Annotated in this window: 26 protein-coding genes; 5 read left to right on the top strand and 21 right to left on the bottom strand. The window is 67.1% G+C overall.

Going from position 1 to position 24,518, the window contains the following annotated elements; translation table 11 throughout:
• Positions 1 to 110 precede the first annotated feature (110 nt).
• The 3 genes from ACYQ00_RS07955 (at position 111) to serB (ending at position 2,412) form a co-directional block, all read left to right on the top strand.
• The gene (locus ACYQ00_RS07955) at positions 111 to 524 is read left to right on the top strand and encodes a cytochrome c3 family protein (RefSeq protein WP_460031605.1); all 414 of its coding nucleotides are present in this window, start codon (positions 111 to 113) and stop codon (positions 522 to 524) included.
• Between the two features lie 209 nt (positions 525 to 733).
• Positions 734 to 1,132 carry a hypothetical protein gene (locus ACYQ00_RS07950; protein WP_460031604.1) on the top strand — a complete coding sequence of 133 codons (399 nt, stop codon included), beginning with the start codon at positions 734 to 736 and terminating at the stop codon, positions 1,130 to 1,132.
• 59 nt (positions 1,133 to 1,191) lie between these two features.
• Positions 1,192 to 2,412 (top strand): phosphoserine phosphatase SerB, encoded by a 1,221-nt coding sequence (gene serB / locus ACYQ00_RS07945; protein ID WP_460031603.1) that lies wholly within the window; start codon positions 1,192 to 1,194, stop codon positions 2,410 to 2,412.
• Between the two features lie 131 nt (positions 2,413 to 2,543).
• On the opposite strand, the gene ACYQ00_RS07940 is transcribed toward serB, so the two are convergent.
• Both ACYQ00_RS07940 and tsaA read right to left on the bottom strand, forming a co-directional pair.
• Positions 2,544 to 3,596, bottom strand: a complete 1,053-nt coding sequence (locus ACYQ00_RS07940; RefSeq protein ID WP_460031602.1) for a hypothetical protein — start codon at positions 3,594 to 3,596, stop codon at positions 2,544 to 2,546.
• A gap of 115 nt (positions 3,597 to 3,711) precedes the next feature.
• Positions 3,712 to 4,242 carry a tRNA (N6-threonylcarbamoyladenosine(37)-N6)-methyltransferase TrmO gene (gene tsaA, locus ACYQ00_RS07935; protein ID WP_460031601.1) on the bottom strand — a complete coding sequence of 177 codons (531 nt, stop codon included), beginning with the start codon at positions 4,240 to 4,242 and terminating at the stop codon, positions 3,712 to 3,714.
• 785 nt (positions 4,243 to 5,027) lie between these two features.
• Between tsaA and ACYQ00_RS07930 the strand changes: the two genes are divergently transcribed.
• Positions 5,028 to 5,159, top strand: a complete 132-nt coding sequence (locus tag ACYQ00_RS07930; protein WP_460031600.1) for a hypothetical protein — start codon at positions 5,028 to 5,030, stop codon at positions 5,157 to 5,159.
• Between the two features lie 129 nt (positions 5,160 to 5,288).
• Here the strand turns inward: ACYQ00_RS07930 and ACYQ00_RS07925 are convergent, their stop codons facing one another.
• From ACYQ00_RS07925 to ACYQ00_RS07845, 17 genes are all read right to left on the bottom strand, one after another.
• Positions 5,289 to 5,771, bottom strand: coding sequence for a hypothetical protein (locus ACYQ00_RS07925; RefSeq protein WP_460031599.1), 483 nt, complete (start codon positions 5,769 to 5,771; stop codon positions 5,289 to 5,291).
• A gap of 165 nt (positions 5,772 to 5,936) precedes the next feature.
• Complete coding sequence (locus ACYQ00_RS07920) at positions 5,937 to 7,265, bottom strand: tail fiber protein (RefSeq protein WP_460031598.1); 1,329 nt, start codon at positions 7,263 to 7,265, stop codon at positions 5,937 to 5,939.
• Positions 7,265 to 7,717, bottom strand: coding sequence for a hyaluronate lyase N-terminal domain-containing protein (locus tag ACYQ00_RS07915; RefSeq protein WP_460031597.1), 453 nt, complete (start codon positions 7,715 to 7,717; stop codon positions 7,265 to 7,267). The genes ACYQ00_RS07920 and ACYQ00_RS07915 overlap by 1 nt, the downstream gene beginning before the upstream one ends.
• 27 nt (positions 7,718 to 7,744) lie before the next feature.
• A complete protein-coding gene (locus tag ACYQ00_RS07910) occupies positions 7,745 to 7,987 on the bottom strand; it encodes a hypothetical protein (RefSeq protein WP_460031596.1) in 243 nt (80 codons plus the stop codon).
• Positions 7,984 to 8,364: a hypothetical protein gene (locus ACYQ00_RS07905; protein ID WP_460031595.1), complete on the bottom strand. Its 381-nt coding sequence runs from the start codon at positions 8,362 to 8,364 to the stop codon at positions 7,984 to 7,986. Before ACYQ00_RS07905 ends, ACYQ00_RS07910 begins: the two co-directional genes overlap by 4 nt.
• 178 nt (positions 8,365 to 8,542) lie before the next feature.
• Positions 8,543 to 10,327, bottom strand: a complete 1,785-nt coding sequence (locus ACYQ00_RS07900) for a hypothetical protein (RefSeq protein ID WP_460031594.1) — start codon at positions 10,325 to 10,327, stop codon at positions 8,543 to 8,545.
• Entirely contained in the window at positions 10,324 to 11,175 is an 852-nt protein-coding gene (locus ACYQ00_RS07895) for a hypothetical protein (protein WP_460031593.1), read from the bottom strand. The genes ACYQ00_RS07900 and ACYQ00_RS07895 overlap by 4 nt, the downstream gene beginning before the upstream one ends.
• Before the next feature lie 85 nt (positions 11,176 to 11,260).
• Positions 11,261 to 11,842 (bottom strand): hypothetical protein, encoded by a 582-nt coding sequence (locus ACYQ00_RS07890; RefSeq protein WP_460031592.1) that lies wholly within the window; start codon positions 11,840 to 11,842, stop codon positions 11,261 to 11,263.
• Between the two features lie 182 nt (positions 11,843 to 12,024).
• Positions 12,025 to 14,061: a hypothetical protein gene (locus ACYQ00_RS07885; RefSeq protein WP_460031591.1), complete on the bottom strand. Its 2,037-nt coding sequence runs from the start codon at positions 14,059 to 14,061 to the stop codon at positions 12,025 to 12,027.
• Complete coding sequence (locus tag ACYQ00_RS07880; protein WP_460031590.1) at positions 14,058 to 14,783, bottom strand: hypothetical protein; 726 nt, start codon at positions 14,781 to 14,783, stop codon at positions 14,058 to 14,060. The genes ACYQ00_RS07885 and ACYQ00_RS07880 overlap by 4 nt, the downstream gene beginning before the upstream one ends.
• A 197-nt stretch (positions 14,784 to 14,980) precedes the next feature.
• Complete coding sequence (locus ACYQ00_RS07875; RefSeq protein WP_460031589.1) at positions 14,981 to 17,329, bottom strand: hypothetical protein; 2,349 nt, start codon at positions 17,327 to 17,329, stop codon at positions 14,981 to 14,983.
• Between the two features lie 7 nt (positions 17,330 to 17,336).
• Positions 17,337 to 18,137: a peptidase associated/transthyretin-like domain-containing protein gene (locus ACYQ00_RS07870; RefSeq protein ID WP_460031588.1), complete on the bottom strand. Its 801-nt coding sequence runs from the start codon at positions 18,135 to 18,137 to the stop codon at positions 17,337 to 17,339.
• Positions 18,134 to 18,676: a hypothetical protein gene (locus ACYQ00_RS07865; RefSeq protein WP_460031587.1), complete on the bottom strand. Its 543-nt coding sequence runs from the start codon at positions 18,674 to 18,676 to the stop codon at positions 18,134 to 18,136. Before ACYQ00_RS07865 ends, ACYQ00_RS07870 begins: the two co-directional genes overlap by 4 nt.
• A complete protein-coding gene (locus ACYQ00_RS07860) occupies positions 18,669 to 18,926 on the bottom strand; it encodes a hypothetical protein (RefSeq protein ID WP_460031586.1) in 258 nt (85 codons plus the stop codon). The genes ACYQ00_RS07865 and ACYQ00_RS07860 overlap by 8 nt, the downstream gene beginning before the upstream one ends.
• 2 nt (positions 18,927 to 18,928) lie before the next feature.
• Complete coding sequence (locus tag ACYQ00_RS07855; protein ID WP_460031585.1) at positions 18,929 to 20,809, bottom strand: serine/threonine-protein kinase; 1,881 nt, start codon at positions 20,807 to 20,809, stop codon at positions 18,929 to 18,931.
• Positions 20,810 to 20,820: 11 nt separating this feature from the next.
• The gene (locus ACYQ00_RS07850; RefSeq protein ID WP_460031584.1) at positions 20,821 to 22,251 is read right to left on the bottom strand and encodes a hypothetical protein; all 1,431 of its coding nucleotides are present in this window, start codon (positions 22,249 to 22,251) and stop codon (positions 20,821 to 20,823) included.
• On the bottom strand, positions 22,248 to 22,652 hold the full coding sequence (locus ACYQ00_RS07845) for a hypothetical protein (protein WP_460031583.1): 405 nt from the start codon (positions 22,650 to 22,652) through the stop codon (positions 22,248 to 22,250). The genes ACYQ00_RS07850 and ACYQ00_RS07845 overlap by 4 nt, the downstream gene beginning before the upstream one ends.
• A 197-nt stretch (positions 22,653 to 22,849) precedes the next feature.
• Here ACYQ00_RS07845 and ACYQ00_RS07840 point away from each other — a divergent pair, with 197 nt between their 5' ends.
• Positions 22,850 to 23,293 carry a hypothetical protein gene (locus ACYQ00_RS07840; protein WP_460031582.1) on the top strand — a complete coding sequence of 148 codons (444 nt, stop codon included), beginning with the start codon at positions 22,850 to 22,852 and terminating at the stop codon, positions 23,291 to 23,293.
• Between the two features lie 73 nt (positions 23,294 to 23,366).
• Here the strand turns inward: ACYQ00_RS07840 and ACYQ00_RS07835 are convergent, their stop codons facing one another.
• Both ACYQ00_RS07835 and ACYQ00_RS07830 read right to left on the bottom strand, forming a co-directional pair.
• Positions 23,367 to 23,843, bottom strand: coding sequence for a hypothetical protein (locus ACYQ00_RS07835; protein WP_460031581.1), 477 nt, complete (start codon positions 23,841 to 23,843; stop codon positions 23,367 to 23,369).
• 185 nt (positions 23,844 to 24,028) lie between these two features.
• Complete coding sequence (locus ACYQ00_RS07830; RefSeq protein ID WP_460031580.1) at positions 24,029 to 24,484, bottom strand: hypothetical protein; 456 nt, start codon at positions 24,482 to 24,484, stop codon at positions 24,029 to 24,031.
• Positions 24,485 to 24,518 lie beyond the last annotated feature (34 nt).

Genomic DNA, 24,518 nt, shown 5'->3' with positions numbered 1-24,518 from the left:
AGGCGGAAACTGCATCCCGGACTGCGACACTGAAAGCCCCGGGACGGCCAGCAGGCAACTGCTGCCGACCCTTATTGCAGCACCATAACTGAAAGAAGGAGTCGAATCCCATGAAACGTACTGTCCTGGCCACCCTGGCTGGCGCCTGCCTGGTTTGCGCCGTTGCCCTGCCTTCCCTGCACGCCGTGGATGCCCCTGCGGACGGCATGAAGCTGGACTTCGTCGCTGGCGGCGAAAAGAACATGGCTGTTCCGTTCAACCACTCCGCGCACAAGGACATCAAGTGCGAAGACTGCCACCACCAAGCCGGTGAAAAGCAGTACGCCAAGTGCACCGACTCCGGCTGCCACGCCGATGTGGACAAGGCCAGCAAGGAAAAGACCTCCTGGATGCAGGTTGTTCACAATGCCAAGGGCGACACCGCCAAGCCCACCTGCGTTGGCTGCCACAAGGAAAAGGCTGGCGACGACAAGGAACTCAAGAAGAAGCTCACCGGCTGCAAAGGCTCCGCCTGCCACAGCTAGCCTGACCGCGGGCCCTGCCCGCAGTGTTGTCGAATCCATTCCCGGCCGGCAGGATCACACGGTCCTGCCGGCCGTGGTGCTCTGTGCGGGCTGGGTGTGGCGGTTCCCGGGCGTGTTCCCGGGCCTCTGCGCCAACAGGTAGCCCGGCATTTGACCGGCGGGCGTGTTCCCGGTATCACCAGCCCGACCATTCCACCCAGGAGACGCCCATGGCAGCCGATTTTCGTTCCCAGCTTGTTGTGCTTGATGCGGAAGACCCCTCCACCCGCCGTTTCGATGACATTCAGATTGGCGGATGGTTCATTCTTTCCATCCAAAGCCGGCCCCTCTTTGACGATTCTCCGGTCGAACCCCTGGATCCCACGGCGGGCGAAAGCTTCAGCGTTTCCCTGATGACCCAGGGCGGCGTGATCATCCATGGCACCTGGGGCGCCTGGGAAGATCTGCAGCACAAGCCCTGGGCCTCCCGGTTCTCCCAGGAATTCCCCATGCTCCTCGGGGCGGAAGACGTGCCCGCTGCCGTGGTGCAGGAAATTTACGACGACCTGTGCGAGTATGCTGCCACCCACACCCCGCCGGTGAACAAGAAAAAGGGCGAAGCCGCCTAGCTCCGCTCCTGGCCCGCAGCATCCTGCCCCACCCTTAACGCCTCGGAACCATTACCGCCGTGCAAGACATCGTCCTCATCCGCATTTCCGGCGAAGACCGGCCCGGCCTGCTTGCCGGCCTGTGCGAGGCCATGGCCCAGAATGATGTGGAAATTCTGGACCTGGGCCAGTCGGTTATTTACGACTCCCTGAACCTGGGCATGCTGGTGCGCCTGCCGCCCGAGGCCGACCGCGCCCCGGTGCTCAAGGACATCCTTTTCAAAGCCCACGAGCTGGGCGTAAGCTGCAAGCTGACGCCCATCAGCAAGGAGCACTACGCCCACTGGACCGAAACCCAGGGCCGCCGCCGGCACATCGTCACCCTGCTCGGACGGCGCATTGTGGCGGCGCATGTCCAGGCCATGGCGGAAATCCTGGCCCGGCACGGGCTGAACATTGAGGTCATCACCCGGCTTTCCGATCCCGCGGCCCTGAACCTCGACGCGGCCCTGCCCGGCCGGGCCTGCGTGGAGCTGAAGGTCAGCGGGGCGCCCGAAGACCCCTCTGCCCTCAAACGCGAGTTCCTGGCGGTGGCCGGGGCCATGGGCGTGGACATTGCCTTTCAGCAGGATAACGCCTTCCGCCGTAACCGCCGTCTGGTGGCCTTTGACATGGATTCCACCCTGGTGGCCGGCGAACTCATCGACGAGCTGGCCCGCGAGGCCGGCAAGGCCGACGAGGTGGCGGCCATCACCGCCGCCGCCATGCGCGGCGAGCTGGACTTCAAGGCTTCCCTGCGCAAGCGGCTCTCGTTGCTCAAGGGCCTGCCCGAGGCCTGCCTGCCCGAGGTGGCCGCCCGCATCCCCCTCAATGAAGGCGCGGAACGCCTCATCTCCACCCTCAAGTCCCTGGGTTACACCATTGCCATCATCTCTGGCGGGTTCACCTATTTTGGGAATCATCTCAAGGAGATGCTCGGCGTGGACTACGTCTTTGCCAATGAGCTGGAAATCAGGGACGGCCAGCTGACCGGCGAGGTGGTGGGCGAGATTGTGGACGCCGAGCGCAAGGCCTTTCTGCTCAAAACCATTGCCGAGCGCGAGAAGATCAGTCTGCAGCAGGTGGTGGCCGTGGGCGACGGTGCCAACGACCTGCCCATGCTCAACCTCGCCGGCCTGGGCATCGCCTACCATGCCAAACCCAAGGTCAAGGAAGGCGCACGCCAGGCCATCAGCACCCTGGGGCTGGATTCCATTCTCTACCTCCTCGGCCTGCGCGATCAGGACACGCTGTCGGCCTAAGCGCCGGCGGAAAGGCCGCCGCCTCTGGCCGTGGGGGGCTCCCCCCTGGATATGTTTAGAAATGAGCGGCCGCCGCCCTCCATTCACGGAAGGCGGCGGCCGCTCGTAGCTTTTGAGGGGCGCGGTGGAACTCAATTCTCCCGCGGTTCCACCTTCTGCTCCTCTTCTTTGCCCAGCACCTCCTCCCGTCTGGCCATGCACAGGAACATGGCCCGTGGCGGCCGGCCGTCAACGGGTGCAAAGCGGGTAAAGGTCAGGGGCCAGCTTTCTCCCGACGAATCCGGCGCGTCCGATGTCTCCGGAGGCACCACCTCGCCATCACGCGTCAGCCGCAGCTGCACGGTTTCAACATGCAGAAACTGCCGCGGGGCGCGCAGGAACCCATCCACCTCCTGCAAGACATCTTCCGGGCGGCCAAGGGTCACGTCAACTTCCCGGATATCGTGGTCCAGCTCGGCAACCAGCGTGGCCAGGTCATCCAGCGCGGCCTGGCTTTCCTTGCTGGCACCGATAAGGCCATGCATGGCGCGCAGTTGCAGGGAAAGCGCCTTGTGCTTGGTTGCCAGCACCGCGCGCGTCTCGGCCAATTCCTTGCGGTGCAGCTTTTCCTGAATGATGTGATGCAGGGCGGCGGACACGAGAAAACGCAACCCGCCCCGGCGCAAGGCCGCACGGGTTTCCGACAGCGAGGACTGGGGCTCCAGGAGGCGATGGTCGCGAAAGGTCAGGGTTTCCACGCGTTCGTCACGCAACAGGATGTCGCCCTGCATGCGGGTTCCGAAAGAGGTCCGGAGGTCCGGCGTGGCCGTGATGGCAAAAAAGGCCTCCTGCGTCTGGTGCGCGAGGAAATACTGGCGCAGGCCTGCGGCCGGGGAGAGCAGAAAGGCCTCCAGCTCCTCGGCCGTGGCGAACAGGGCATTGGCGGCGGGCTCCGTGGTCCACTGCCCCCGACAGACATGATGCACATCCAGATCGGCCAGCACGGCCCCTACCCTGGCCTCGGCCGTCTGACAGGCCAGGGCCAGCCGCAACCGCCAGCGCCGGGCCAGCCGGAGTTCCTGCGGGCCTGAGAGGAACAGATCCTCCGCCATGTCCCAGATGCGCCGGCGACTCCGGGCGCGTCGCCATCCGGACAACGTCAACCATTCCGAGAAGCTGGCGAACATCGGCACCGTGAAGCCCATGCAAACCTCCAACACCTTCAGTTGTGCAAGAATAAGGAGGCTGCAACATATGCCATTGCGGGCATGGCGTCACGTGGCACGGGCGGATCAGCGCGAGACGGAAGCGAACAAGAGATCAGCCTTCTGCGCCAGCGTTTTCCGGGATGGTGCACGCAGGAGTCGTGAGGCAGGCGAATCGGGAATCGCTGCGCGTGCCTGTGGCGTTGGGGGATTTGCCCTGAAACCAGCCGATGCGGTCGGCGTTCCAGTGGTCAAAATCGGGCACGTAGGGTTTGATGTCCAGCACGGGGGTGTTGTCCAGAATGTCCACATTTTCGAGGTGCACGCACCGGCCGGACACGCCCGTGAGCTTGAGCACGGAAAGGCCTATGGGATTCGGGCGCTTGGGCGAGCGAGTCGCGAAGATGCCGTGGGAATTGGTATCCAGAAAGGGCGTTACCGAGAGTTCATAGCCGCAAATCTGGTGCAGGTGGTACAGGATGATGACGTGGGAGAAGCCACCCAGATCTTCCAGGCCCTTGGCAAATCCTGGCAGGACTTCAATGTGCCCCTGCACGCCCAGGGCGCCGGTGGGCTGGATGGGCATGCCGGTGACACAGGCATGCGGTGAGCGGATAAAACCAATGGGCATGTAGGTGATGTTCATGAGCAGGTCGATTCCATTCCCGGCACTCCCCGGGGCAATGCGCTGGAGCGGCGCGGGGCAAGGGCTGGCCCTCAGGGGCGGGGCTCGCCGATCTCCGAATCCCATAAGCATGGCTCCACCTGGGCTCCGAACCGGCGATGCAGATACACATTCAACACGATGACGAGCACGGCGACCACCACATACATAATCCACCTCCCGGAGGTCGTTTGCGATGCACCCTGCACCCAAAATGAGGTCGCAGGCAATCACCACACGATTCCCCTGATTATCGTGCCTGGGAGGACTGAATCCTCCTGGAATCACGGAGGGAGCGGTTTGGTCTGAGGGGTTTCAGGCTTCTCGCCGTCCGCGACAGAACGGCGAGAAGGTCCTGAAAACCAAGGCGTGTGGAGGAGATTCGTTCATGCAGCGCTGGAACGTACATAGCCAGAAGCGTGCCATTTGCACAATACACTGAAAAAAAGCATAAAACACCCCATTTCGGCAACCTGGCAGACCAGAACCCTACCATTTTGTCGCATTAACGTCTTGAGGCGACCAAATGGTAGGGTTTCAGACTGATGGGCAGAGAGTGTGGCAGGTACCACTGCGAACGGCTTGAGAAAACATCACGACTTCCAGAACATTCGTGATAATGCACTATTATTACTAGATTAATTGACCTACCGCTGATTTCTCGTCAGGATGGACATTCGCTCTCCCTCCGTTGTGCGGAACCCTGTATCTCCACGTCAGGGAGCCACCCGCCTTGCAACCGCCCCCAGGGGCCAGGAGGAATCGCAATGCAAGTCAGCGCCAGCAACATGCTACCCGGCAAGGTCAAATCAATCACCACCGGCGCCGTGAAAGCCATGATCAAAGCCTCCAACGTCATGCTCGCCATTAATGAGAGTGTCCTCCCCGAAATAAGGTGATGTGCTCATCATCTTATTTCGGGGAGGACCGTCCGCCAAAATGCATGGATTTTGGCGGGTTCTCGAACTCTGTGGCAACACCAGCGTTCCGCCACGATTCTGCTCAATCCCGGGGGGACGGCCTTGCCGTCACCCTGCCAGCACCTGCGCGGCCCGATCCGCTGTCAGCACGCCCGCCTGTACGGCCACATCAAGGCCGGCGCGGGTCTGGGCGTCGTCCAAGTCAATCTCCGCTGCTGCCAGCACCAAGTCAGTGAAATACATCACCTCCGGGACGCTGCTCGTCTTGGCCGTGGCCCATTCCTGGGGCGACAGGCGGCGGATGAATTCCACGCGCGTCAGAATGCGCGAGCGGTCTGCGGGTTCTGGGGCGGTCGTTTCGGGCTCTGGATCCGGCTCTGGAATGGCCTCCAGGATCCAGGCCCCGCCGTCCTCTCCGGCCTCCCCATTCTCCCCGGCCTCCCAGCGTGCCCGCTGGCCTTCGGGGATCACCGGCGGGGGTGTTTCCACGCAGCCGGCCGGGATGAGCCATACGCCAGGCTCCAGGGGCGATTCGTCGGCCACCGCCTCGCCGAGGTAGTAGCCGGCAGCGTCCAATTGATAGACGATCACAAGAGGCTCCTTTTTAAGAGTTTCTTGGGGAAACTGAGTTTCCCCAAACCCCTTCCAACTTTGGGTTCATGTGCAATACTTGCCTTTCCTTACCCCCCCTATCCGGGGGGTTCGGGGGGACAGTGTTCCCCCGATGGCCGTTTCTTCTCTTCCTGCGCCGTTTCCTCAGTATTTCACGCAGTACAGCAACGCGACGTTGCGGGGGCGGGTTTCGGCGGCCATGTTGCCACTGGCCATGGTGCCGGTGTTGAAACTGCCGTAGTTGCCGCCCTTCCCAAAGAGCAGATAGTTATTGGCCTCATACCCGGAGGTGTTGAGGCAATAGGCATTGCTTGGGTGCGTATGGTTTTGCACCGCATGCCCCTGGGCGCTGCCCAGCGTGCGGGAGGCGTCCACCCCGCGGCCGTCATCCCAGCCCCGCACGAACTCGCCGCGCAGGTCGGGCAGGTTGAAGGTGGTGGAGCCGTCGCCCGCGCCGAAGGTGGTGCCCAGGGCCGCGAACAGGGCGGCGTAGGTGGTGCGACTGACGGCCGCGCCGTTGCACTTGAGCCAGCCGGCCGGGGCGGCGGGCATGGCGAAGGCCAGCACCGCGCCGGCCGGGACGGCGTCGCCCACCGGACCGGGATCGCCCTTTTCGCCCTTCAGGCCCTGGCCCAAGTGGTGCAGCCAGCCGTTCCAGGTTCCGCCCCCCAGGTAGTCCAGGTGGCAGAGGTTCGCCGCCGCGGCGGCACTGTTGGTGGCGACGAGCCCCAAGGCGCTCCAGTGCGCGGGGTCCGTGGTTACTGGCAGGTTCGTGGCCAGGGTGTCGGTCCAGAGCAGGCCGCCGTCCAGGTCGTAGACGGTAAAGGTCACGGCTGTGTAGTCGGCATTGGCCCGCAGCTCCAGGCGGTACATGGTATCCGCCAGCAAGGTACAGGCCGTGGCCGTCTGGCTGCGGCTGGCGTTGGCCGCCGTCTTGCCGCGCAGGGTCAGGCCGTTGATCTCCCAGTAGAGGCCGTCGGTCACATCGCTGGCGCTGGTGGCGTCGAGGAGTCCGGCCCGGATGGTTCCCGTGGCCAGGCCGGACACGGCCAGGATGCATTGCACGCAGGCCTGCCTGGACAGGGAGAGGTGCGGGGCGCGGGAGGTGATCCGGTAGCCGCTGTTGGCCGTGGCCGCGCTCTTCAGCAGGAGCACGCCGGGATGGCGCTCCGGTTGGGTCAGGGCCAGGGTGGGGCTGGCAAACCCGCCACCGCCGATGGCGCTGCCCCACAGGCTCATGGCGTCGACGTCCAGGCAGTGGTTCCAGACCCACACATCCCAGACCTCGCGAGAGGCCGCGGCTTCGGCCAGTTCCGTTTCCAGGGCCATGGCCTGGAAGCCGTCCGCGCCAAGCCCCACGGCCAGCCGGCCTTCATCCGTGACCAGATAGGGTTCGCCCGCGTGCAGCTGGGCCGCGGCGGCCGCGGCCTCCAGCTGCGCCCGGGTTCCCCGCTTGACGCGAAGGCCGGCCACTAGAACGTGCCCCCGTCCACCACGTCCACGGCCAGGGTCACAAAGGCGTTGCCGGCGTCCTTGGTCCAGGCCATGGACGGCCCCATGCGCAGCACACCGTCGGTGCCGTCGGTGCCGTAGAGGTAGCCGGAGCTGCCGCCAGACACCACAGCCACCTTCTCGTCGGTGCTGTCCGCCGGGATGTTCAATGCCGTCTTGAAGGCAGCCACAGTCATCTTCTTTTCCTTCTGGCCCGTGGCATCGGCATCGTGCAGCAGCAGGAAATCCGCCGCGCCGTCCACGGCGGCCAGGGTGGCCAGGTCGTCAAGGGCCGGCACCACCGGCAGTTTTGTCGTGGCGTCCGTGGCCACGTGCAGGGTGCCGCGATCCGTGGTCACCAGCGGTTCGCCGGCCAGCATGTCGGAGGTGGGCAGGTTGGCCTTGAGGCCGCGTTTCATCTGAATGCGAGGCATGGTGTGCTCCTGTGTGCGTCAGGTTGATTAAAACGTCCCGCCGTCGATGACCTGCAGCCCCAGGGACTGCCGGGCCTCGATGCGGGCCTGTTCGGTGTCGAATTCCGCCAGCCGGGCGGCGGTCTGGAGGTATTGGGGGTGGTCGTTGTCCAAGAGGCCGGTGAGCGAGCCATGATCCGTGACCCCGCCAGGAAAGACGTTCTGCACGAGCGTCTCCCCAATGGTGATGGCGATGGGCTCCTCCGTGATGCAAATGGTAGCCTCGCTCATGGCGTCACCTCCGGCAGCGTGTCGCCGCTCAGCGCGTCAGCGACCACCATCCGCCCACGCGCCCATACGCGAGGCCCTTCCCCGCCGTCCCAGACCGCCCGCAGCTCACATCCCCAGCTGCCGGCCGGGATGGCGGTCGTCTGTTCCGGCGTGAGCGTCACCGCCGTTTTGCCGGTCGCGGCGTCCTCGTGTTCGGTGACCTGCACCTGCACCAATGGAGTCTCCCCTGGTCCGCCGGCCACGGTGAAGACCAGCCGCGCCCCGGTCAGGTCCACCGGCTGCGCGGGCGTGCCGGCCTGGACTGTGATGGCCCACCGTCGCGCATCCCCCCGGAAGACAGGGGCCTGCGGGGAGCCGAGGAGGAATTGTTCACGCATGGAGATGCTCCTTGAAGAGGGGGAGGGGCAGAATTTCCTGGGGAAACTGAGTTTCCCCAAACCCCTTCCCACTGTGGGTTATGGGCACATTGACGCCCGGCGCTTCACCCCCCATCCGGGGGGTTCGGGGGGACGGTGTTCCCCCGATTATTCTTCTTCCACCGTTTCTTTTCTTCCTTCATCGCACCTCCACTGTCCGTACAAAGGGCTGGCAGCCCGGCCAGGGGGCCGGCGCGGTGGTGACGGGATGAGCGGCAGGCCAGAGGGTCCAGAGGGCCTGATATCCGCCGCTGACGGGCCAGAGGGCCAGGGGCTGACGCAGGGTCAGTTCCAGCAGCAGCCGGTCGGCCGGAGTCCAGGGCCTGGGCAGGCCGCACCAGTCGGAAACCAGCGGCCCGTCCACCACCAGCGGGGCCGCAGGGAACGCCCGCCCCGGAAAGGGCACAGTCGCGGGTTCGGTGCCGGCCTCGAAGGCAAAGGGGCTGCCCTCCCCCGTGGGCCGGGCGGCAAAGCCCAGACGCAGGGCCTCCAGGCTCCAGCAGCGGGTGTGGCCATCGCTGTCCGGTCGGCCAAAGGTCCAGGGCAGGTCATGCCAGAAGAGGGTCAGCCGGGCCTGGGTGGCGCTGGCCAGAACGGGATTGCTGCCGGATTCCAGGCCCGCCAGTCCCGCCAGTCCCGCCAGTCCCGCCAGTCCGGGTGGCTGCTGCCGGGGCAGGAGCAGCCGCACGGTGCTGCCGGCCGGCAGGGTGGTGACTTCATAGTTGCGGGCCGGGGCTGCGTTGCCGCCGAGGACCTCGTACACCGTGCGCACAGTCCGGGCGGGATCGTCCGCCAGTGCTCCCATTCCATCCAGGCCGGCCAGGGCCAGGGGCGCGCCACTGCCGGGCGTCCATGGCGAGGCTGCCGAAGGCCGATGCCACCAGGGCCATTGCTCCGCGGGAGCATCCGCCAGCCCCCGCGCATGCCAGGGCACGGCAGCCGCCGCATCAAACTGCAGGGCCACCACCAGCGCATCGCCTTCCCGGATATTCAATCCCACGGCATCGGATCGCAGGGGGCTGGTGTCGCCCTCGCCGGCCGCCGGCACGGTCACCCCGGCCGCGCCATCGAACAGCACCGGCGCCATCTCGCCGGCAGTCTCGCAGCCCTCGTCTGCGGCGGCCAGCCCCACGGCCGCACCGGCCACGCTCCAGGCCGCGTCCCCGCGCTGCAGGCAGAGCCGGACGAATGCTGCCGCATGGCCTATGGCCGTGGCCGGAATGCGCCAGCGCACTTCCGTGCCGGCGGGAATGTCCGTCTGGCCATCCCACTGCCGGAGGTCTGGCGTGCGCCGGGCCAGGGGCGGCATGGTCAGGGGCAGCCCGTCTTCATCCATGGCCACCTCCAGGGCGGCCAGAAAAGGCAGCTGCTGGAAGACCACCGGGGCCAGGGCCAGCCCGCGCGGGGCGGCGTCGGACTGAGCGGCCCGGCCCGGCCCGATGTACACCGCGGGGACATGGGAGTTCACATCCACCGCCGGCAGCCGGGCCGTCTGCGAGCCATGCCCGGACAACACCAGACTGAGCACCAGGGTGCGGCCGGATTCCAGCGCAAAGGCCGCCGCATCGGAAAGAAGCGGCTCCCCGGCCCGGACCACGGCCGAGGCATCCCCGCCAAAGCTCAGGGGGATGGGCGGGCCATCCGTGTCCCAGGGTTCCGCACCGGGTTCCCCGGCCGCGGCCGCAGGGGATTGATGTCCGATGGCCACCCTTCCCAGAATATAGCCGTGGCCGCTCACCGGAGTAAGCAACCCCTTGGGCAGGGCCTGCAGCCCCAGCCGGATCAGGTTTCCGGACCGCTTGACGCGCACGCCAGGGATGACCACGCGCACCGTGGCCTCATCCCGCAAGGGGACGGTGCAGGTGTTCTCTGCCTCAATCCGCGGGTCCATGGCCGGGAGCCACTGCAATGAAGGCTGCGTCATATTCCTGTCTCCCATTCCACCACCAGCCGCGGGGGCACTGGATGCACTGTTGGCGGCCAACCTGGATGCAGAGGATCCCCGGACACCGCCTCGGTCACCATGGCCTGCACCTCGCTCTCGCCATCCGACGCGTCCGCCAGCAGCAAGACGGCATTCCCCGGCTGCCAGCCTTCGGCCGCCACCAGCTCCTGCAGCAGTGGCGTCAGGTCCGGCGGGGTGTCTGAGGTCGGCGTCGGCACGTCCAGGTCCCACCCTCCCTCAGGCGTCCATCCGGTCCAATTGTATGGCCAGCTCGTGGCCCATGGGCCAAAGGCCTCCGTCATCATACCCGGCCCTATCCAATCATTCCCTTGCACAATGAACTCGTCATACAAAAAAGCCACTTGGGCCATTATTTGCGCCATGCCCTCCGGTGTCTCCGGGGAAAGCCACCCGCCGTTGGTGGCCTGCCACCAAAACGCATCCACCGCTTTCTGCTGCGCCAGCGTGAAGCCCGCCTTCTCTGCCGCCGCCGTGCCGGCCTGGGCCCAGGCCTGAAGCACGGCCTCCACCCCGCCCGGCGGGTCCGCATCGCCCCCTTCCGGCAGCTGCACCCGGAACGCCGCGCGTCCCGGCACGGCCAGCCCCTCCAGCCGGGCGGCCGTCACCACCGCCCCGGCCGGGATCTGCAGCCCCCGGAAGCACCACCACACCCGCGGCCCCTTCCAGCCGCCGGGCGCCGTTTCCCCGTCGAGGGACACGGTCACGTCCGGGTGCGGCCCGACCAGCGCCCAGTCGCAGACCGCTTCCACCGGCCGCTCCACCTGCCCCGCGTCCCACGGGTGCGCCTGGGATATTGATTGGATCATGGGAAAAAGCTCCTTGAAGAGGGGGAGAGTTGGGGGGACAGTGTTCCCCCGAGAGCCGTTTCTTCTCTTCCTGCGCCGTTTCTCCCTACACGTCCTCGTCGCCCACTTCGGCCAGTGCTCCGCCGTGGAGGTGGAGGGTGTTGCCGCTGGAGAGGCCGCTGACGTGCAGCACCAGCACGGACGCGCCCTGGGTGTCCCAGACCAGGACCGGGGCCATATAGCGGAAATTGCGGTCCTGCAGGGCGGTGGCCGTGCTGGATTGGGGTTCGAGCAGGGCCACGGGGGTCATCCACTCCTCGCCTTCGTCCAGTTCGCAGACCACGGGCGTAATGGTGGCTTGGCCGCCGGCCGCAGTGTGGCTCGGGGCCACCACCAGCCGGTCGCAGTCGCCCACGCGGATGAGGCCGGAGAGGTCACTCCCCGACGCGAACCAGGCCGTGGCCGATCCAGCGGCCACCAGCGGCAGATTGACCGCTTCCAAGGCCGTGGGATCATCCGCGCTGACATCCGCGCGCAACCGCCGTTGCCAGTCCGCCAGCTGCCGGGACGCCAGGTCCACCAGCTGGATCACCCGCGCATCGCCCGTGGCCGTGGCCTGCACTGCCGAGCGGGTGGCGATGACATCCCCGCCGCTCACAGCGCTGCGGATGCGTGTGCCAAGTTCCATGGAGATGCTCCTTAAAGAAGGGGAGGGGCAGAATTTCCTGGGGAAACTGAGTTTCCCCAAACCCCTTCCCACTGTGGGTTATGGGCACATTGACGCCCGGCGCTTCACCCCCCATCCGGGGGGTTCGGGGGGACGGTGTTCCCCCGATTCTCTCTTCCTCTTTCTTCCCTCACCGTTTCTCCCTACACATCTTCCCCCCACGCCACGCGCAGGACCGGGGCCTTGTCTCCCAATCCAACGGCAACCATGGAGACGTCGGCCGTGGTCTGTGTGGTCAGCTGGAGCATGAGACTGTGACCAGGCTGCCAGCCAGGCCGGTTGACGACTTCCTGGAGCATGGCGGCCAGGTCCGGAGATGTGAATGATTCTAATGGTCTGGGGCCTGGGGTGGCGCTGCCGGGTGGTCCGGCGGGAATGGTCCAGGAAACGAAGGTCTGCGTGCGGGGGGTGTTGCTCAGTGCGGAATAGGTCCGGGGGCGGACGGCATCGTCAACAGCACCGGCCTGAACCCGGCAGGTGATCGCGCCTTCGGGATTGAAAAATGCACGGTCCAGGCCCTGGGCGGCAGTGCATTCCGCCACCGGGTCTGTCGCGATGGTCAACACCAGGGAGGCACTGACAAGGTGTGCCCCCTGGGGGATGGCCAGGGATTCAAAGATGAGGCAGCCGAACCAGGAGCAGGTTGCAGGAGGCTCGGGCCAGGAGCCCAGGCGCAACAGGGCTGCGTTGTGGGCCAGGGTCTTGCCTGGCATGCTAATCTGCATGCAATCCCCTGCGTGGCGCACCAGACGGGTGAGGGAGCCGGCGGCCGGGGCGGAGATGGTGTCCGGGATCAGGGGGGCCGGTGCGCCGGGCGTGGCATCGGGGGGGCGCAGTGCACTTGGGGTCACCAGACCGCCGGAGGCGTTCATCTGGCAGGCCACACCGAAAAAAACCTGTTCGCCGGGAGCCGGTGGGGACAGGAGGTAGTCACAGGCCTCGATCTTCAGGCGATTAGCCACGGTCCAGATGGGGGTGAAAAAGCCGTAGCCCGCGCCAGCGCCTTCGCTGACGCCGGAATGGTACAGACCGATGATTTTGAACTGGCCGCCGATGAGGCCCAGAACCACGCTGCCCGAATCACCGGGCAGGTTTGTGACCGTGCTGGCCGAACCTGAGGCCGGCACAAAAAGCATCTGCCCGGCCAGGGTGGCGGCCAATGTCTCCTTGTAGGGCCGGGTGTCACTGTTGAGGCCGGCCAGACGCGGACCATCCTCCTCCCAGCCGGGAAGACGGGCGTACTGGCCGCCGTAATCCACGTCCACCGTGACCGCCAGGCTGGCAATGGTTCCCAGGATGCCGGCTGCGGCATTGGGCACGCGGCCCGTGGATCGGCCAGCCTTGTAGATGGGCAGGCCCAAGGTCACCTCGGATTTGGTGGCAAAGGGCAGTGGGCCGGGGGTGATTTCCAGCATGCCCCACCCGGCCTCAAGGCCCGGGTCCAGACGGACCAGCCCGGCGTCCACGGCATTGGCCGGTGCCTGGGGAAAGCGGCGCAGGGCAGCCGGATTGTCCAGATACACCAGGGGCACGCCGCCTGGGTCTGTCAGGCTGGTGGACTCAAAAAAGGCCAAGGGCTGAAGCCGGGCCACGGTGCCAATGCGGTCCGTGGCCGGGTTGCCCAGGTCCAGCCCCGCTGGCTGCAGCACTTCCACCTGTTCGGCGGGGGCGAGTCCCGATTGCGGCAGACCGTACCAGGGCACGCCGTAGGCCGGGTCATAGGCCAGGCCAAGGCAATGGTTGTTGGAGAGACCCATGAGCGCGCCATTCCCGTCCGGGGAGGCATCGCGCACAATGGCTCCCAGGGTGCCGGCAGCGGCCAGCGCCCAGGGCCAGCGGGTGTGAAACATGCTGACCCCACCCGTGAGCGGCCGGTGGCGTTCGATGGCCCGGTCACAGCCCAGGCCTTCCGCCGTGGGGCATCCCAGTCTGGGCCTGGCTGCCGGGCGCGGCAATTCAATGACGTCCGTGACCACGCCGGCCACGGTGCCGGGCACGCGGGCGGCTTCGGGAATATCCGCCAGGGGACGCTTTTGAGGCACAGCCACCACCAGGGCCGGACGGCCCGTGTCCTGGCCGCCGGTCTGCTTGGTCCCGGCCATGACCATGGTCGCCCCCGTGGCCTTGAGCAGGGTCAGGGACTGTGATTCGGCCACCTGTTCCACACGTCGCATGCTCATGCCTGCACCTCGGGCACGGTAAATTTCAGCGTGGCGCTGGCAGCACTGGCGGCTGCGGCCGCACTGGCCGTCGCCGTTGTGGTGCTGGCGGCGGATGCGGCGCCGGCCCAGTCTGGCGTAGTCTGGTTCTGGTTGGGGGCGGTTTCGGGAACGGGCGCCCACTTGGCCAACAGCGGGCCGGAAAGCGCCACTGCACCCGTGGGCCGGGCCACGCCGCCCAAAAGCTGCACACCGGGTGATTCGCCAGCCCCTGCCGTCAGGCCGGACACATGCAGGGCAAGGCAGGCTGCGCCACAGGTGGCCCAGTCCAACCGGCGGGAACGCCAGGCCCCGCCGAGGGTGGATTCCCGGAACGCGGCCGTTGCCACCTGCGAGGCCAGCAGCCCCACCACCTGCGAGCCGTCCGGGGTCAGCACCAGCGGCGTGACGGTGGCCGTCCCGTCAGGGGTCAGGAACCGCGCGTTCAACCACAACCGCCGCGCCGCGCCCACCCGCAGCCGGGAGGCCAGGAGCCCGGTGCCGGGCCAGGCCAGGGAATCCACGTCGTCCTCAAACACCCAGTCCCGCACCACGGCCGTTGCCTCCACCTGCCGCCCGGCCCGGTCCAGCAACAGCACACCACGCGCGCGAAGCTGCATGTCAGGCTGGAGCGCGGACCGCAGGGCCAGTGTGGCGGCAGTATCGGCCGGGGGCACGGCCGGGAGGGTGATGGAGTGCTCCATGTACAGGCTCCTTGCAGAGAGGGAGAGAAGAAGATCTTTTTGGGGAAACTGAGTTTCCCCAAACCCCTTCCAATTGTCGGTTACCGAACCGGACGCCTTTGTGTGTTCGCCCCTTCTCCGGAAAGTTTGGGGGGCCAGTTCCTGAAAAGTCGGGGCAGTGTTCCCCCGATTGACGTTTCCTCTTCATTCCCGCTTCCTCACACCCTGACCTCCCACACAAACGCGTTTTCCGAGTGGATGATGCCTTGAGAGAAGTCCGCATCATCAAAGGCCGCCTGGACCAGTGCTGCGAGGGCGGCTTCGAGGGTGGCGTCCGTAGGCAGGGCAAAGGGCGAGCCGCCCAGGGGATGCTCAAGCACGCTGCCTGCGCCGGCGGCCACGCTGATATCAAAACCGGGTGCAGGTACCTTGCCCGTGCCCGCGTACGGTGCGATCTGCCAGCGCCGACTGACCAGCACGTAGGCAAAGAGCCAGGAACGCTGGGTCCGCAGGCCAAAGCCGTTCACGGTGACGGTGCGGTCGTTCCACACCCATTCACGCGCCCCGGAACCCCCACCAGGAACAGAGGCCGCGGGCCGGCTGGAGCGGGTGACGTCGGTCCACTCAAAGGACGAACGATGCGCGATGCCGGGAAAAACGATCCGGTCGGTGACGGCCTCTTCAAAGATCACGCTGTTCTCGGAATAATCCGTGGCAAAGCGCACCTCGCGCCAGGCATCATACCGTCGGGAAACCTGGACGGCTGCTTCGAACCCGCCCCAGACACAGCGCAGGGACGTGGCCGGATGCGGCCCGGCAGCCCGACGCTCACACTGGAGATAAGGATGCTCCTCGCGCCAGGCCCGGTAGTCGTACACATGGTCTTCCTCCTCGACCCGGCTGTGGCTCGTCTCGCGGGTCAGGGTGGCCACGTCCTGGCCGGCGTAGGCATTGGGCTGGCGATCCTCGTCCTGACATGCGCCGCAATGGCCGCCCAGCACGTCCCCGCCCACGGTGAAGGGAAGCTCAAGGCAGCCACCGGGCGGATTGCAGGACAGGCCGGCGCACTGCCGGGCCGGCGAGGGCCGGTCGTCGTAGCGTCCATTCACAGAATCGACAAACCCCAGGCGTTCGGCGTCAAGGAGGCCGGGCATCTGATCCGCAACGGGCACAGCACGGCTCTGGTCCAGCCAGTGCTGGATGACCTCGCGCGTGCAGGGAAAGACCAGGGGAGAGAGCAGCCCGCCGTGGCCGTCGGGCAGGTCCTCGGCCGGACCGCCGAGAAGGGCGTCCCAGACCAGATAGAACTGCCGGCCGTTGTGTTCTGGAATGCCTGTGGCGATGACCAGATACTCGGCACAGGGCCGCGGCCGCTTGTCGGCAAAGCCGATGACGGCATGGGCCAGCTCCCGGCCACGGGTGGAGACCACCAGGACTTCATCCTCAGGTTGAAATGCCGTATGCCCGCCGGCAATGGTGGCCGCGCCGGGGCAATGATAATGCGCCGGCAACCCGTTCTCCCGCCCCCAGGGCAGTTCCACGGCCAGGGTTCCATCGGACCGGACCTCAATGACCGTGCCACGCCTGAGACACAAATCCAGTATGTCCCCCATGCGTGAGCCAGAGACAACCGGCGGCGCATAGGGCTCGAACGCCGGGCTTTGCGCGGAGAAGCCGCCGCATTCCAGGGGCAGGATGAGCCCCTGGGGCGCCATGCCAGCTTCCAGGGCCGGCCTGGGCTGTTCTTCGGGCAGGGTTTGCGATCCCCCGCTCAGGTCGCGCAGATCCAACGTCATGTAACGCTCCCACCACTGGCCGCGGGTGCAGGCCGAGTTCACGAGGCTGAAAAACACCCAGTCCCCCACGGCGTAGGGCACATGGTCCGAGGCCGAGCAGATGGTCCACAGGCCATGTCCGCGGACGAGGAACCGCCTGTCTTCGGAGCCGATTTCCCCGGCCGTTTCAACAATGCGGCCGCCGCGCAGGCAGGGCGTTTCCAGCCAGCCGCCGGCATGCACACGGGTGACCACCTTTTCCTCTGCCCCGCCGCCAAAATCCCAGACCAGCTGCAACTGGTCGCCGGGCACGGCTTCCGCCCCGGTGATGTGGACCACGGACCGCCCATTGGCCGCCGGCAGCACCGGCCGGCTCCGGGCGTTGCCCTCCGGGGTGCCAGGAATGATAAGCGGCCCGATGCGGCGCGGCTCGTGGGTTTCGGGGCCCGATGCATGGGCCGTGGTGGCCAGCCAGCGGCAATGGTCCGGGTGCTTGAGCAGCAGGGCCAGCTCGTCGAGCATCGCCACCGTGGACTCGGTTTCGGAGGTGCGGATGGCCCGGCCAAACCGCAGGGTCGGCGTGCCGGCGTCGCAAAACACGGTCTCATCCTCAGGCAGCAGGCGGATCATCACCTCTCCGCGCGGCAGCTGTTTCGAACGCAGGCGGACCAGAACCTTCCCCGGCGCCACCTCCACCCCCGGCCCGGCGCCAGGGCACTCCCCGCGGGAGGCCACGCGCACGCCAGCGGCCGTGGCCTGCATCGGACAGCAATAGACGGACAATCTGGGCATGCGGACCTCAGGCGATGAAATGCTCGTTATTCAAGGAATCCAGCTGGGTATCCTGATACCCCTCGGCTGTGACGCGCAACTGCACCCGGGCGCCCGTGGGGACGGGGCCGATCTCCACCTGCCCGTTGGCATCCGCCGTCCCCCGGCCGTAGGTGGTGAGGACCTGCGCGCCGGGCACGGGATCGCCGGTGCAGTAGTCCACCACGGTGAGCACGTAGCGCGTCTGTCCGGCGGCGTTTTCGGCCGAGGCCTGCACCAGCGCCAGCCGCGCGGCCGAGGTTTCGGCGTCCCACTCCAGGACAGCCGTCTCGCCGGCGCTCTCGGGCCGGCGGGCCGTATCCGGGGTGTAGCCCAGGCGCTCCAGCGTTTCCCGGCACACGGCAATGACCAGCACATGGGCCAGGGCCAGGGAAGAAACCGGCAGCCGCCAGCGCGAATAGCGCGTCCGGTAGCTGACACGGGCCACGCCCAGGGTCGGCGCGGGCAACACGGCCTCGCCGCGGCGCACGGTAATCTCCCCGCAGTCCCGCCCCACCCAGGCCATCTCCACCGGCCCGGCCTGAGGTCTGGAAAGCGCGGCGCGGGTGGTGAAGGCAAATTCGAGATACTCCACCACGTCTTCGGGAATGTCCCGGCCCAAAAGCCGGGGCGGCTCCCCGGCGCTGGAAAGCACCACAGCCTCGCAGTCCGCATAGCAGCGGAAGATGCCGCTCTGGGCAAAGTCTTCCTCTTCCACCAGGCTCACCACGGGAGCGGCCACCCGCCGGCCCAGCTGCAGCTGTTGGGATTTGGTCTGGGAAGTGCTCACAGGATACCCTCCTCCACCGTGCCGCGCACGGCCAGGCAGACGGTCCAGTCCTCTGCTTCTCGTACGGGCAGGACAAAGCGCCGCCCTTGCCAGGCCACGCGGTATTCCACCTCGGCCACGGCCGCGGCCAGGGCGTCCGCCGACAGGGCGGCAGCCGTGACTCTGGTTCCCCGGCAGCGCAGGGCGCCGGGCAGGCTTGCCCCCAGCCAGCGCCGCACCTGCAGGGAGCCATCCACGGCGGGCAGACTCAGGGAAGCGGAAGGACCATTGGCAAAGACCAGCCGTTCCACGCGCGTCTCCGTGCCGTGCAGGGCATAGTCCAGCGTGCCATCGCTCAGGGCAAAGGCCAGACTCATGGACGCCGGCCAGGCATGCAGTCGCAGGTACACGGCCTCGCCATATTGAAAGGTGGTGCGGACTTCGCCGTAGAGCCGCTGATGCATGGCGTCGTCCAGCGCCAGGGACAGATGCGCGGCGGCATGGTCCACGGAAGCTGCCAGGGAAACCCGCAGCCAGGCATTGGCAATGGAATCAGACATGATTGCAAATCACCTCATCGGCTTGCATGTGTTCCGCCCCGCCCAGGCCGGACAGGGGCAGGGCCACCGCACCACCGGGCCAGTCCATGACCAACACGTGCTGCCCGGGGACGAGGGCTGCGTCCGTCATGGCCTGCACCCGCGCCTCGCCAACCCGGGCCTCCACCCGTCCCGCGCCGAGCACCCGCGCCACCACCCCGCGCCGCGCCGAGGCCGCAGTGGCCTGTACTGCTGTGGTCTGGGTTGTCATGCTCATCGCCATGCGCGACCCCGCAAGGTCTGGATGGTTGCCGGCCCCTCGCAGCGTAACGTCCATCCCGTGCACAGAAACCTGCGCTCCAGGCCTGTCCTGGCCTCCTGCACCGCAAAGGGCTCACCAGTGTGGATTTCCATGGCCGGGTCAAAGGGAATGGCCGCCTCCACCCGCCGTGAAGGCAGGCAGCGCTCCAGCAGAAAGGCTTCCCCGGCCAGGACGGCAGCGCGGCGGCTGCCGGCCAAAGGCTCTTCCAGAATCTCCGGATGTACCGGGAGATCCGGCAGGGCGGCGCTGCGCACCGTGACCGAAACAGCGTCTGCCGGCGCCACGCCCAGGACAAACAAGGCCTCGGACCTGGCCACGCCGCGCAGCAGGTAACGGCCAAAGCCCGTGATGTATCGGACATCCGCCAGCCCGTGCCGGCCATCTGCCGCCTGAAGAATCTCGCTGCGCTGCTGGATCTGCAGGTCGCCGTCGGCAATCGGCTCGTCTCCCCCCTGCAGCCAGACGGGAGGCTGCTCCAGCCGCAGCACAGGGCACGAGGCCGTGGCCATGCCCTGCACAAAGTCGAGCCGCTCCAACACAGCCTCCTCGGCCTGCCCCAGCGGCCGGACCAGGCCGGAGGAGACCCAGGGCGTCAGTCGCAGACGTTCCGGGCCCACGTCCTGCCAATAGGCCCGGACCACGGCCAGCCCGCCGTCCGCATCCCGCGCCGGGGGCCAGGCAGCGCTCTCCAGCTCCAGGCGTGGCAGCCGCACGTCCAGGGAGGCCCCAACCACCTGCACCGCCCCGAAGGGCTCGCCGGGTTCGTCAGTGATGGTCAGCTGCAACAGGTTCTCGTCCGCCCTGGCCTGCAGACCAGCGGCCGCGCGGGGAAGGAGTGCCGGGCCGAAGGGGAAACGCCGCCGGACCCGGAACCCGGTGCCGTCACCTTCCAGCACCCCGCCCACTGCCGCGGCGAGACGTGCCACCAGCACCACGGGCGAGCCCTGCAGCGAGGCCGCGGCCGGAAGCAGGTAGTCTTCCATCTCCCAATCCACGGACGCCGGGGCCAGGAGCTCGGCGGCCATCTCCCGGGCGCTGGCCGGCCCGTCCAGGGGGCCGAAGCCGGTGGTAGGGGCATATGGAGCGTCGGACAGAATGCTCTCCCCGGCAGCGTGGACCTCGGCCAGATGATCCTCCACGCTGACGTCGATGATCACGAATCGCCACTGCCGCAGGCAAGGCGCATCGCCAAGCTCCAGTACCAGAGCGACTTGGGAGTTCTGGGCGACTTGGGAGTTCTGGGAGATTTGGGCGAGTCCGCAGGCCTGCTCGAAGGCCGGCGCCAGCGCAACGTCCACGCCAGTGAGGGTGAGCCGCAAATGCGGATCGTCCTGATCGCGGGTCAGGGTGCAGGCCGCCACACGCGAGGTGATATCCTCTCCATGCAACAGGAGACGCCGCGTCTCGGCTGTGCGCACCAGGGGCGGCAGCGACGTTGTCGGACAGCGCAGCCTACCGCGCACTCCCCGTGGAATCCGGCCACCGAGCGTTTGCATTGTCCGCAGCCGGCTGGCGGTCCTGGACCATCCCAGGGTCAGCCGCGAGGCCCTGCCAACCGCCAAATCCAAGGAGGCTTCCAGCCGGCTGCGCACCCCGCCCGTCAGGATGGACGAGGGAAGCGCCGCTGCGCCGCGCCGCGCTGCCTGTCCGCGGGACAGGGCCTGGCGCAGGGGCAGGGCTTCCCGACTGCCCCCGGCCAGATCCAGGGCCGCAGTCGCCTGTCGCCGCAGGCCGGCCCCGGTGCGCAGATCCTGCCGGGCCGTCTGCCCCAGGGGTGCATCCCAGGCGAGCCCGCCCACCAGATCGGTTTTCGGAGAGAACAACAGCAGCATGCCAGCCTCCTTTACTCGCAGTACCAGCCGAGCACGGTCAGGTTGTGGGAGGCTTCCGGCGCACCGGCAGGCACGGTCTGCCGCATCCAGACCGGCACCGCGGCCGGATGCGTGGCAAAGGCAATGACGTCCCCGGCCTGGAAAATCCCCGAGAACCCCGCGGCATCAAGTACAAAATACGGCGTACCGGCCTGCATGTTCATGGGCGAGAACGGCGAGGCCACATTGCCCACGCCCACCTCGCCCTGAAGCAGCCCGCTGCAGGAAAAGGTCGTGGCCGAGGTGAAGGTCAGGGTCCAGCTGTCCTCTTCCACTCCATCATGCGGAAGCGCGGGCGGATGCCCGGCATGGTCGTAGCTGCCGCTGGCGCTGGAGACGATCCAGCCGTCGGCCGAGGCCCTGAGTGTTTCCACCAGCAGGCACCCCGCGCCCACGCTGTTGGCCGGGTCGTAGGCCCCGCCCACCTGCTCGTCGAGCAGCACCGTGGCCTGTGTGCCCTCATACCGATAAGCCCGTTCGCGATAGGTGATGGTGACTGGCGCGCCATCGTCCGGCGGTGTGGTCCAGGAAACGGGCATGGTCCAGGCGCCGGTGTCCAGCTGCAGGGTCCCGGCGGTGCAATAGCCGCTGCACAGGCCGTTCGCCTGCACCGTCACAGTCCGGACCTGCCCGCCGCAGCGCGTCGTGAGCACGGGCAACTTACCGGGAATGCGGCAGATACCGTCCGAGGCATGGGCCAGCGAGCCCAGGGCGGGAGCATGGCTGGCCCCGTCGCCCGTGCCCAGCGTTTCGTTTTCCTGCAGCCGTTCGGCGATGTGCAGCCATTCCTCCCGGCTGGCCGAAGTCACAGTGAGGACCGTGTCTGCATCAAGGGCGAGCCCGTAGGGATAGGCCAGCTCCGCGCCGGCATCCAGACGATCCACCCCGCGCCAGACCCCGCCCTCATAACGCACGGTATCGCCGGGGCGCACGGCCGAATGCAGGGTCTGCTGGACCATGAACCGGCTGGAAAGATGCAGGATACCGCCATTCTCGAAGACCGTTCCCGCATCTTCCATGAGCAGCCGGACTTCCGTTTCCCCGCCCGTGAGCCCCTGGGCCAGGCGGCCCACGCCCAGCCAGACCGGAGAGCCGGACAACAACTGCTCCTGGGTGTCCTGCTGCGTGCCCAGGGCGATGGCAAAGGCATCTTCGGCAGCGGAAGGATGTTCCAGAAAGAGCAGCACCCCCCAGGCCGTTTCACTGTCCGGATTTTCGTTGACGAAAAACTGCTTGCGATGGCGGACGATACCGGTCTCGCGCTCGGCCCGGGTCACTCGCGGGAAGAGATTGTGCCGCGCGCCGGGAACCACCTGTTCGCGTCCCTTGGGGCCGCCGTTGAGGCCCGTATCGGTCATGCGCTGGGCCTTGCGGAAGATCATGTCTTCAATTTGAATGCTCACGCCGTCACCTCCATCAGCTTCAGGCGCAGGTTTTTGATGGGATCGTCCTCGGCGGGAATGCCGGAGGAGGGAATGGAGACGAACACCGCCTCGCCAGCCACGGCCGGCCCGTCCTCGTGGCGGAAGCGCACCTGGAGCGCAGGACCTGCGGAAGGGGTAAGGCGATAGACCGCGCCGGGCAGCGCGGCCATGGCCAGCAGGCGTTCCAGGCAACCACGCGAAACCCAGCCGGAATCCTCGCCACCTGCGAGATCAAAGGCCCGGGGCGCGGGACCCTGCTCCAGAATCACCGTGCGGCCGTCCAGGGTGCGCCGCACTGTTGTCTGCACGGCGGCCTGCAGGGAGGCCTTGGGGGCGGGCAGAATTTCAAGCTCGGGCAAAAACAGATCATCCAGCTGCATGGCGAGGCTCCTTGGCGGTGTTCGTCTCTTGAGCCACCGTACCCGCCAGCCGGCCCGGTCCGCAGGAGGGAAGCGTTTCCGCCTAAGAACCCCGGGGCGGCTTGGCAGATGGCTCGTCACCGGCTACAGTCGGTTTTTCCGCGCAAGACGGCAGCACCGCCGTCATGCATTGCAGCCAATGAGGAGTGCGCCAGCCGATGAACATCCTCTCCCGTATCCTTGCCTGCCTCGTGTCCGGGGCGGTCGGGGGCCTGGTGAACAGCGTGGCCGTCTGGGGCTTTGGCATCCTGGGCATCAACCAGGCCCTGGATTTCGCCATGGCGCCGGCCCTGACCTGGCCCTGGCTGGGGCCGCGTCTGCTCTTCGGCGGATTGTGGGGCCTGCTGTTGCTCCTGCCCTTCTGGAAATCCCGCCCCTGGCCCAAGGCCCTGGTCATTTCCCTGGCGCCCACGGCGTACATGCTCTTCAAGGTGTTTCCAGACATGGGCAAAGGCCTGTTCGGCCTGGGCGCCGGGGCTGGCGCGCCATACATGGTGCTCTTTTTCAACGCCATCTGGGGCCTGTCCGCCATGGGCTTTCTGATTGCCTCGCAGGTGGGTGGAGGACGACCTGCCGCCCCCCGCAAAATCACCCGCAAATAACAACGCCGCCCATCCGGACAATCCGGACGGGCGGCGTGATTAGCGTGGCTGGCCGATGAGTCAATAGCCCGCGTCAGAATGCACCGGACATTTCCGGCAAGCCCTGGCAGACATGGCAGAAATGGCAGACATGGCGCAGGCTCAGGGCCTGATGCACGCACCCCGCCCGCCCCACTCGCAAGACGCCGGGCGGCCCCTCGCGCCGGACCTCCGCCACCAGGGCCGTCCAGCCGGCGTCCTGCTCCAGCACCGAGACCAGCCGCCGGCTCCAATGATCCAGCCCGTCCCAGGCCAGCGAACCGGCCGGCAGCAGCTCCAGCACCCCCGCCGTCAGCGGCAGATCCCAGAGCGCATATTCCCCGCCACTCCCCCGCCAGCGCCCGGCCAGGGCCGCCGGCCCGATCACGAGCACGGCGCAGGGCAGCTGCGTGGCCGGGATGGCGGCCAGCGCTTCAGGCGTGAGCGCGTCGAGGCGCAGCACTGTCCGCAGCCCGGCCAGCCTGCCCAGAGTCTCTTCCAATGACCGGATGATCTGCTCCCCCTGCGTCATGCCCACCTCCCTAGTGTGATGTCCACGAAATAAGGTGATAAGAATGTCATCAGATTTCGTGGAAGATCGTCAGCCGAAATGCGGGGATTGCGGCTGACTCACGGAGCATGCTGCTCCGGGGCCGCTGTGCCAGCGGCCCAGTGTTGCGTCTATTCTGTTGATGGAGCATGTTAGAGGACACAACACTAGCTCCGCACCAGCCGCAGGGGCTGGAGCGGACGGATGCCGTCGCGGGCGTCAACGCCGCCGGAGCGATTCCAGTCATAGCGCACCCCGGCCTGCAGCACGCGGGACAACTCCGCCTCGTACGCCTCGCGGCAGCGCAGGGCGTTGCGCTCAAAGCCGTCAGCCTCGGGCGAGACGGCCCGGGCGGCGTCGAAGAGCAGTTCCAGGGTCTTCTGGACGCAACAGGCCCGCAGCTGTTCCGGGTCCAGGGCTTCGGGCTCCAGCGGGTGGGCCAGCCAGGAGAGGCCCCGTCGCCGCGCCTCGCGGCGATACCAGCGCCGGGCCAGATCCTCCAGCAGCTGTGCCGTGGCCCGTTCCCGCTGGCGGTGGTACCCGGCCTCTCCCGGCACAAGCAGCGACGGCGCCGCGGCAAAGGCCAGCTCGATATCCACATCCGTGGCGAATGACACTGCCATGCGTCCTCCCGTATTGGCTGTCTGGACTGTCTGG

The organism is Megalodesulfovibrio paquesii, assembly GCF_054653055.1.
The sequence above is the reverse complement of the archived record's forward strand: the minus strand, read 5'-3'. Positions and strand labels throughout refer to the sequence as shown.

Coding starts and splice junctions, on each gene's coding strand:
- ACYQ00_RS07955 (WP_460031605.1), top strand. CDS start 111: ATGAAACGTACTGTCCTGGCCACCCTGGCTGGCGCCTGCCTGGTTTGC.
- ACYQ00_RS07950 (WP_460031604.1), top strand. CDS start 734: ATGGCAGCCGATTTTCGTTCCCAGCTTGTTGTGCTTGATGCGGAAGAC.
- ACYQ00_RS07940 (WP_460031602.1), bottom strand. CDS start 3,596: ATGGGCTTCACGGTGCCGATGTTCGCCAGCTTCTCGGAATGGTTGACG.
- tsaA (WP_460031601.1), bottom strand. CDS start 4,242: ATGAACATCACCTACATGCCCATTGGTTTTATCCGCTCACCGCATGCC.
- ACYQ00_RS07930 (WP_460031600.1), top strand. CDS start 5,028: ATGCAAGTCAGCGCCAGCAACATGCTACCCGGCAAGGTCAAATCAATC.
- ACYQ00_RS07915 (WP_460031597.1), bottom strand. CDS start 7,717: ATGCCTCGCATTCAGATGAAACGCGGCCTCAAGGCCAACCTGCCCACC.
- ACYQ00_RS07910 (WP_460031596.1), bottom strand. CDS start 7,987: ATGAGCGAGGCTACCATTTGCATCACGGAGGAGCCCATCGCCATCACC.
- ACYQ00_RS07905 (WP_460031595.1), bottom strand. CDS start 8,364: ATGCGTGAACAATTCCTCCTCGGCTCCCCGCAGGCCCCTGTCTTCCGG.
- ACYQ00_RS07900 (WP_460031594.1), bottom strand. CDS start 10,327: ATGACGCAGCCTTCATTGCAGTGGCTCCCGGCCATGGACCCGCGGATT.
- ACYQ00_RS07895 (WP_460031593.1), bottom strand. CDS start 11,175: ATGATCCAATCAATATCCCAGGCGCACCCGTGGGACGCGGGGCAGGTG.
- ACYQ00_RS07890 (WP_460031592.1), bottom strand. CDS start 11,842: ATGGAACTTGGCACACGCATCCGCAGCGCTGTGAGCGGCGGGGATGTC.
- ACYQ00_RS07885 (WP_460031591.1), bottom strand. CDS start 14,061: ATGAGCATGCGACGTGTGGAACAGGTGGCCGAATCACAGTCCCTGACC.
- ACYQ00_RS07880 (WP_460031590.1), bottom strand. CDS start 14,783: ATGGAGCACTCCATCACCCTCCCGGCCGTGCCCCCGGCCGATACTGCC.
- ACYQ00_RS07875 (WP_460031589.1), bottom strand. CDS start 17,329: ATGCCCAGATTGTCCGTCTATTGCTGTCCGATGCAGGCCACGGCCGCT.
- ACYQ00_RS07865 (WP_460031587.1), bottom strand. CDS start 18,676: ATGTCTGATTCCATTGCCAATGCCTGGCTGCGGGTTTCCCTGGCAGCT.
- ACYQ00_RS07860 (WP_460031586.1), bottom strand. CDS start 18,926: ATGACAACCCAGACCACAGCAGTACAGGCCACTGCGGCCTCGGCGCGG.
- ACYQ00_RS07855 (WP_460031585.1), bottom strand. CDS start 20,809: ATGCTGCTGTTGTTCTCTCCGAAAACCGATCTGGTGGGCGGGCTCGCC.
- ACYQ00_RS07845 (WP_460031583.1), bottom strand. CDS start 22,652: ATGCAGCTGGATGATCTGTTTTTGCCCGAGCTTGAAATTCTGCCCGCC.
- ACYQ00_RS07840 (WP_460031582.1), top strand. CDS start 22,850: ATGAACATCCTCTCCCGTATCCTTGCCTGCCTCGTGTCCGGGGCGGTC.
- ACYQ00_RS07835 (WP_460031581.1), bottom strand. CDS start 23,843: ATGACGCAGGGGGAGCAGATCATCCGGTCATTGGAAGAGACTCTGGGC.
- ACYQ00_RS07830 (WP_460031580.1), bottom strand. CDS start 24,484: ATGGCAGTGTCATTCGCCACGGATGTGGATATCGAGCTGGCCTTTGCC.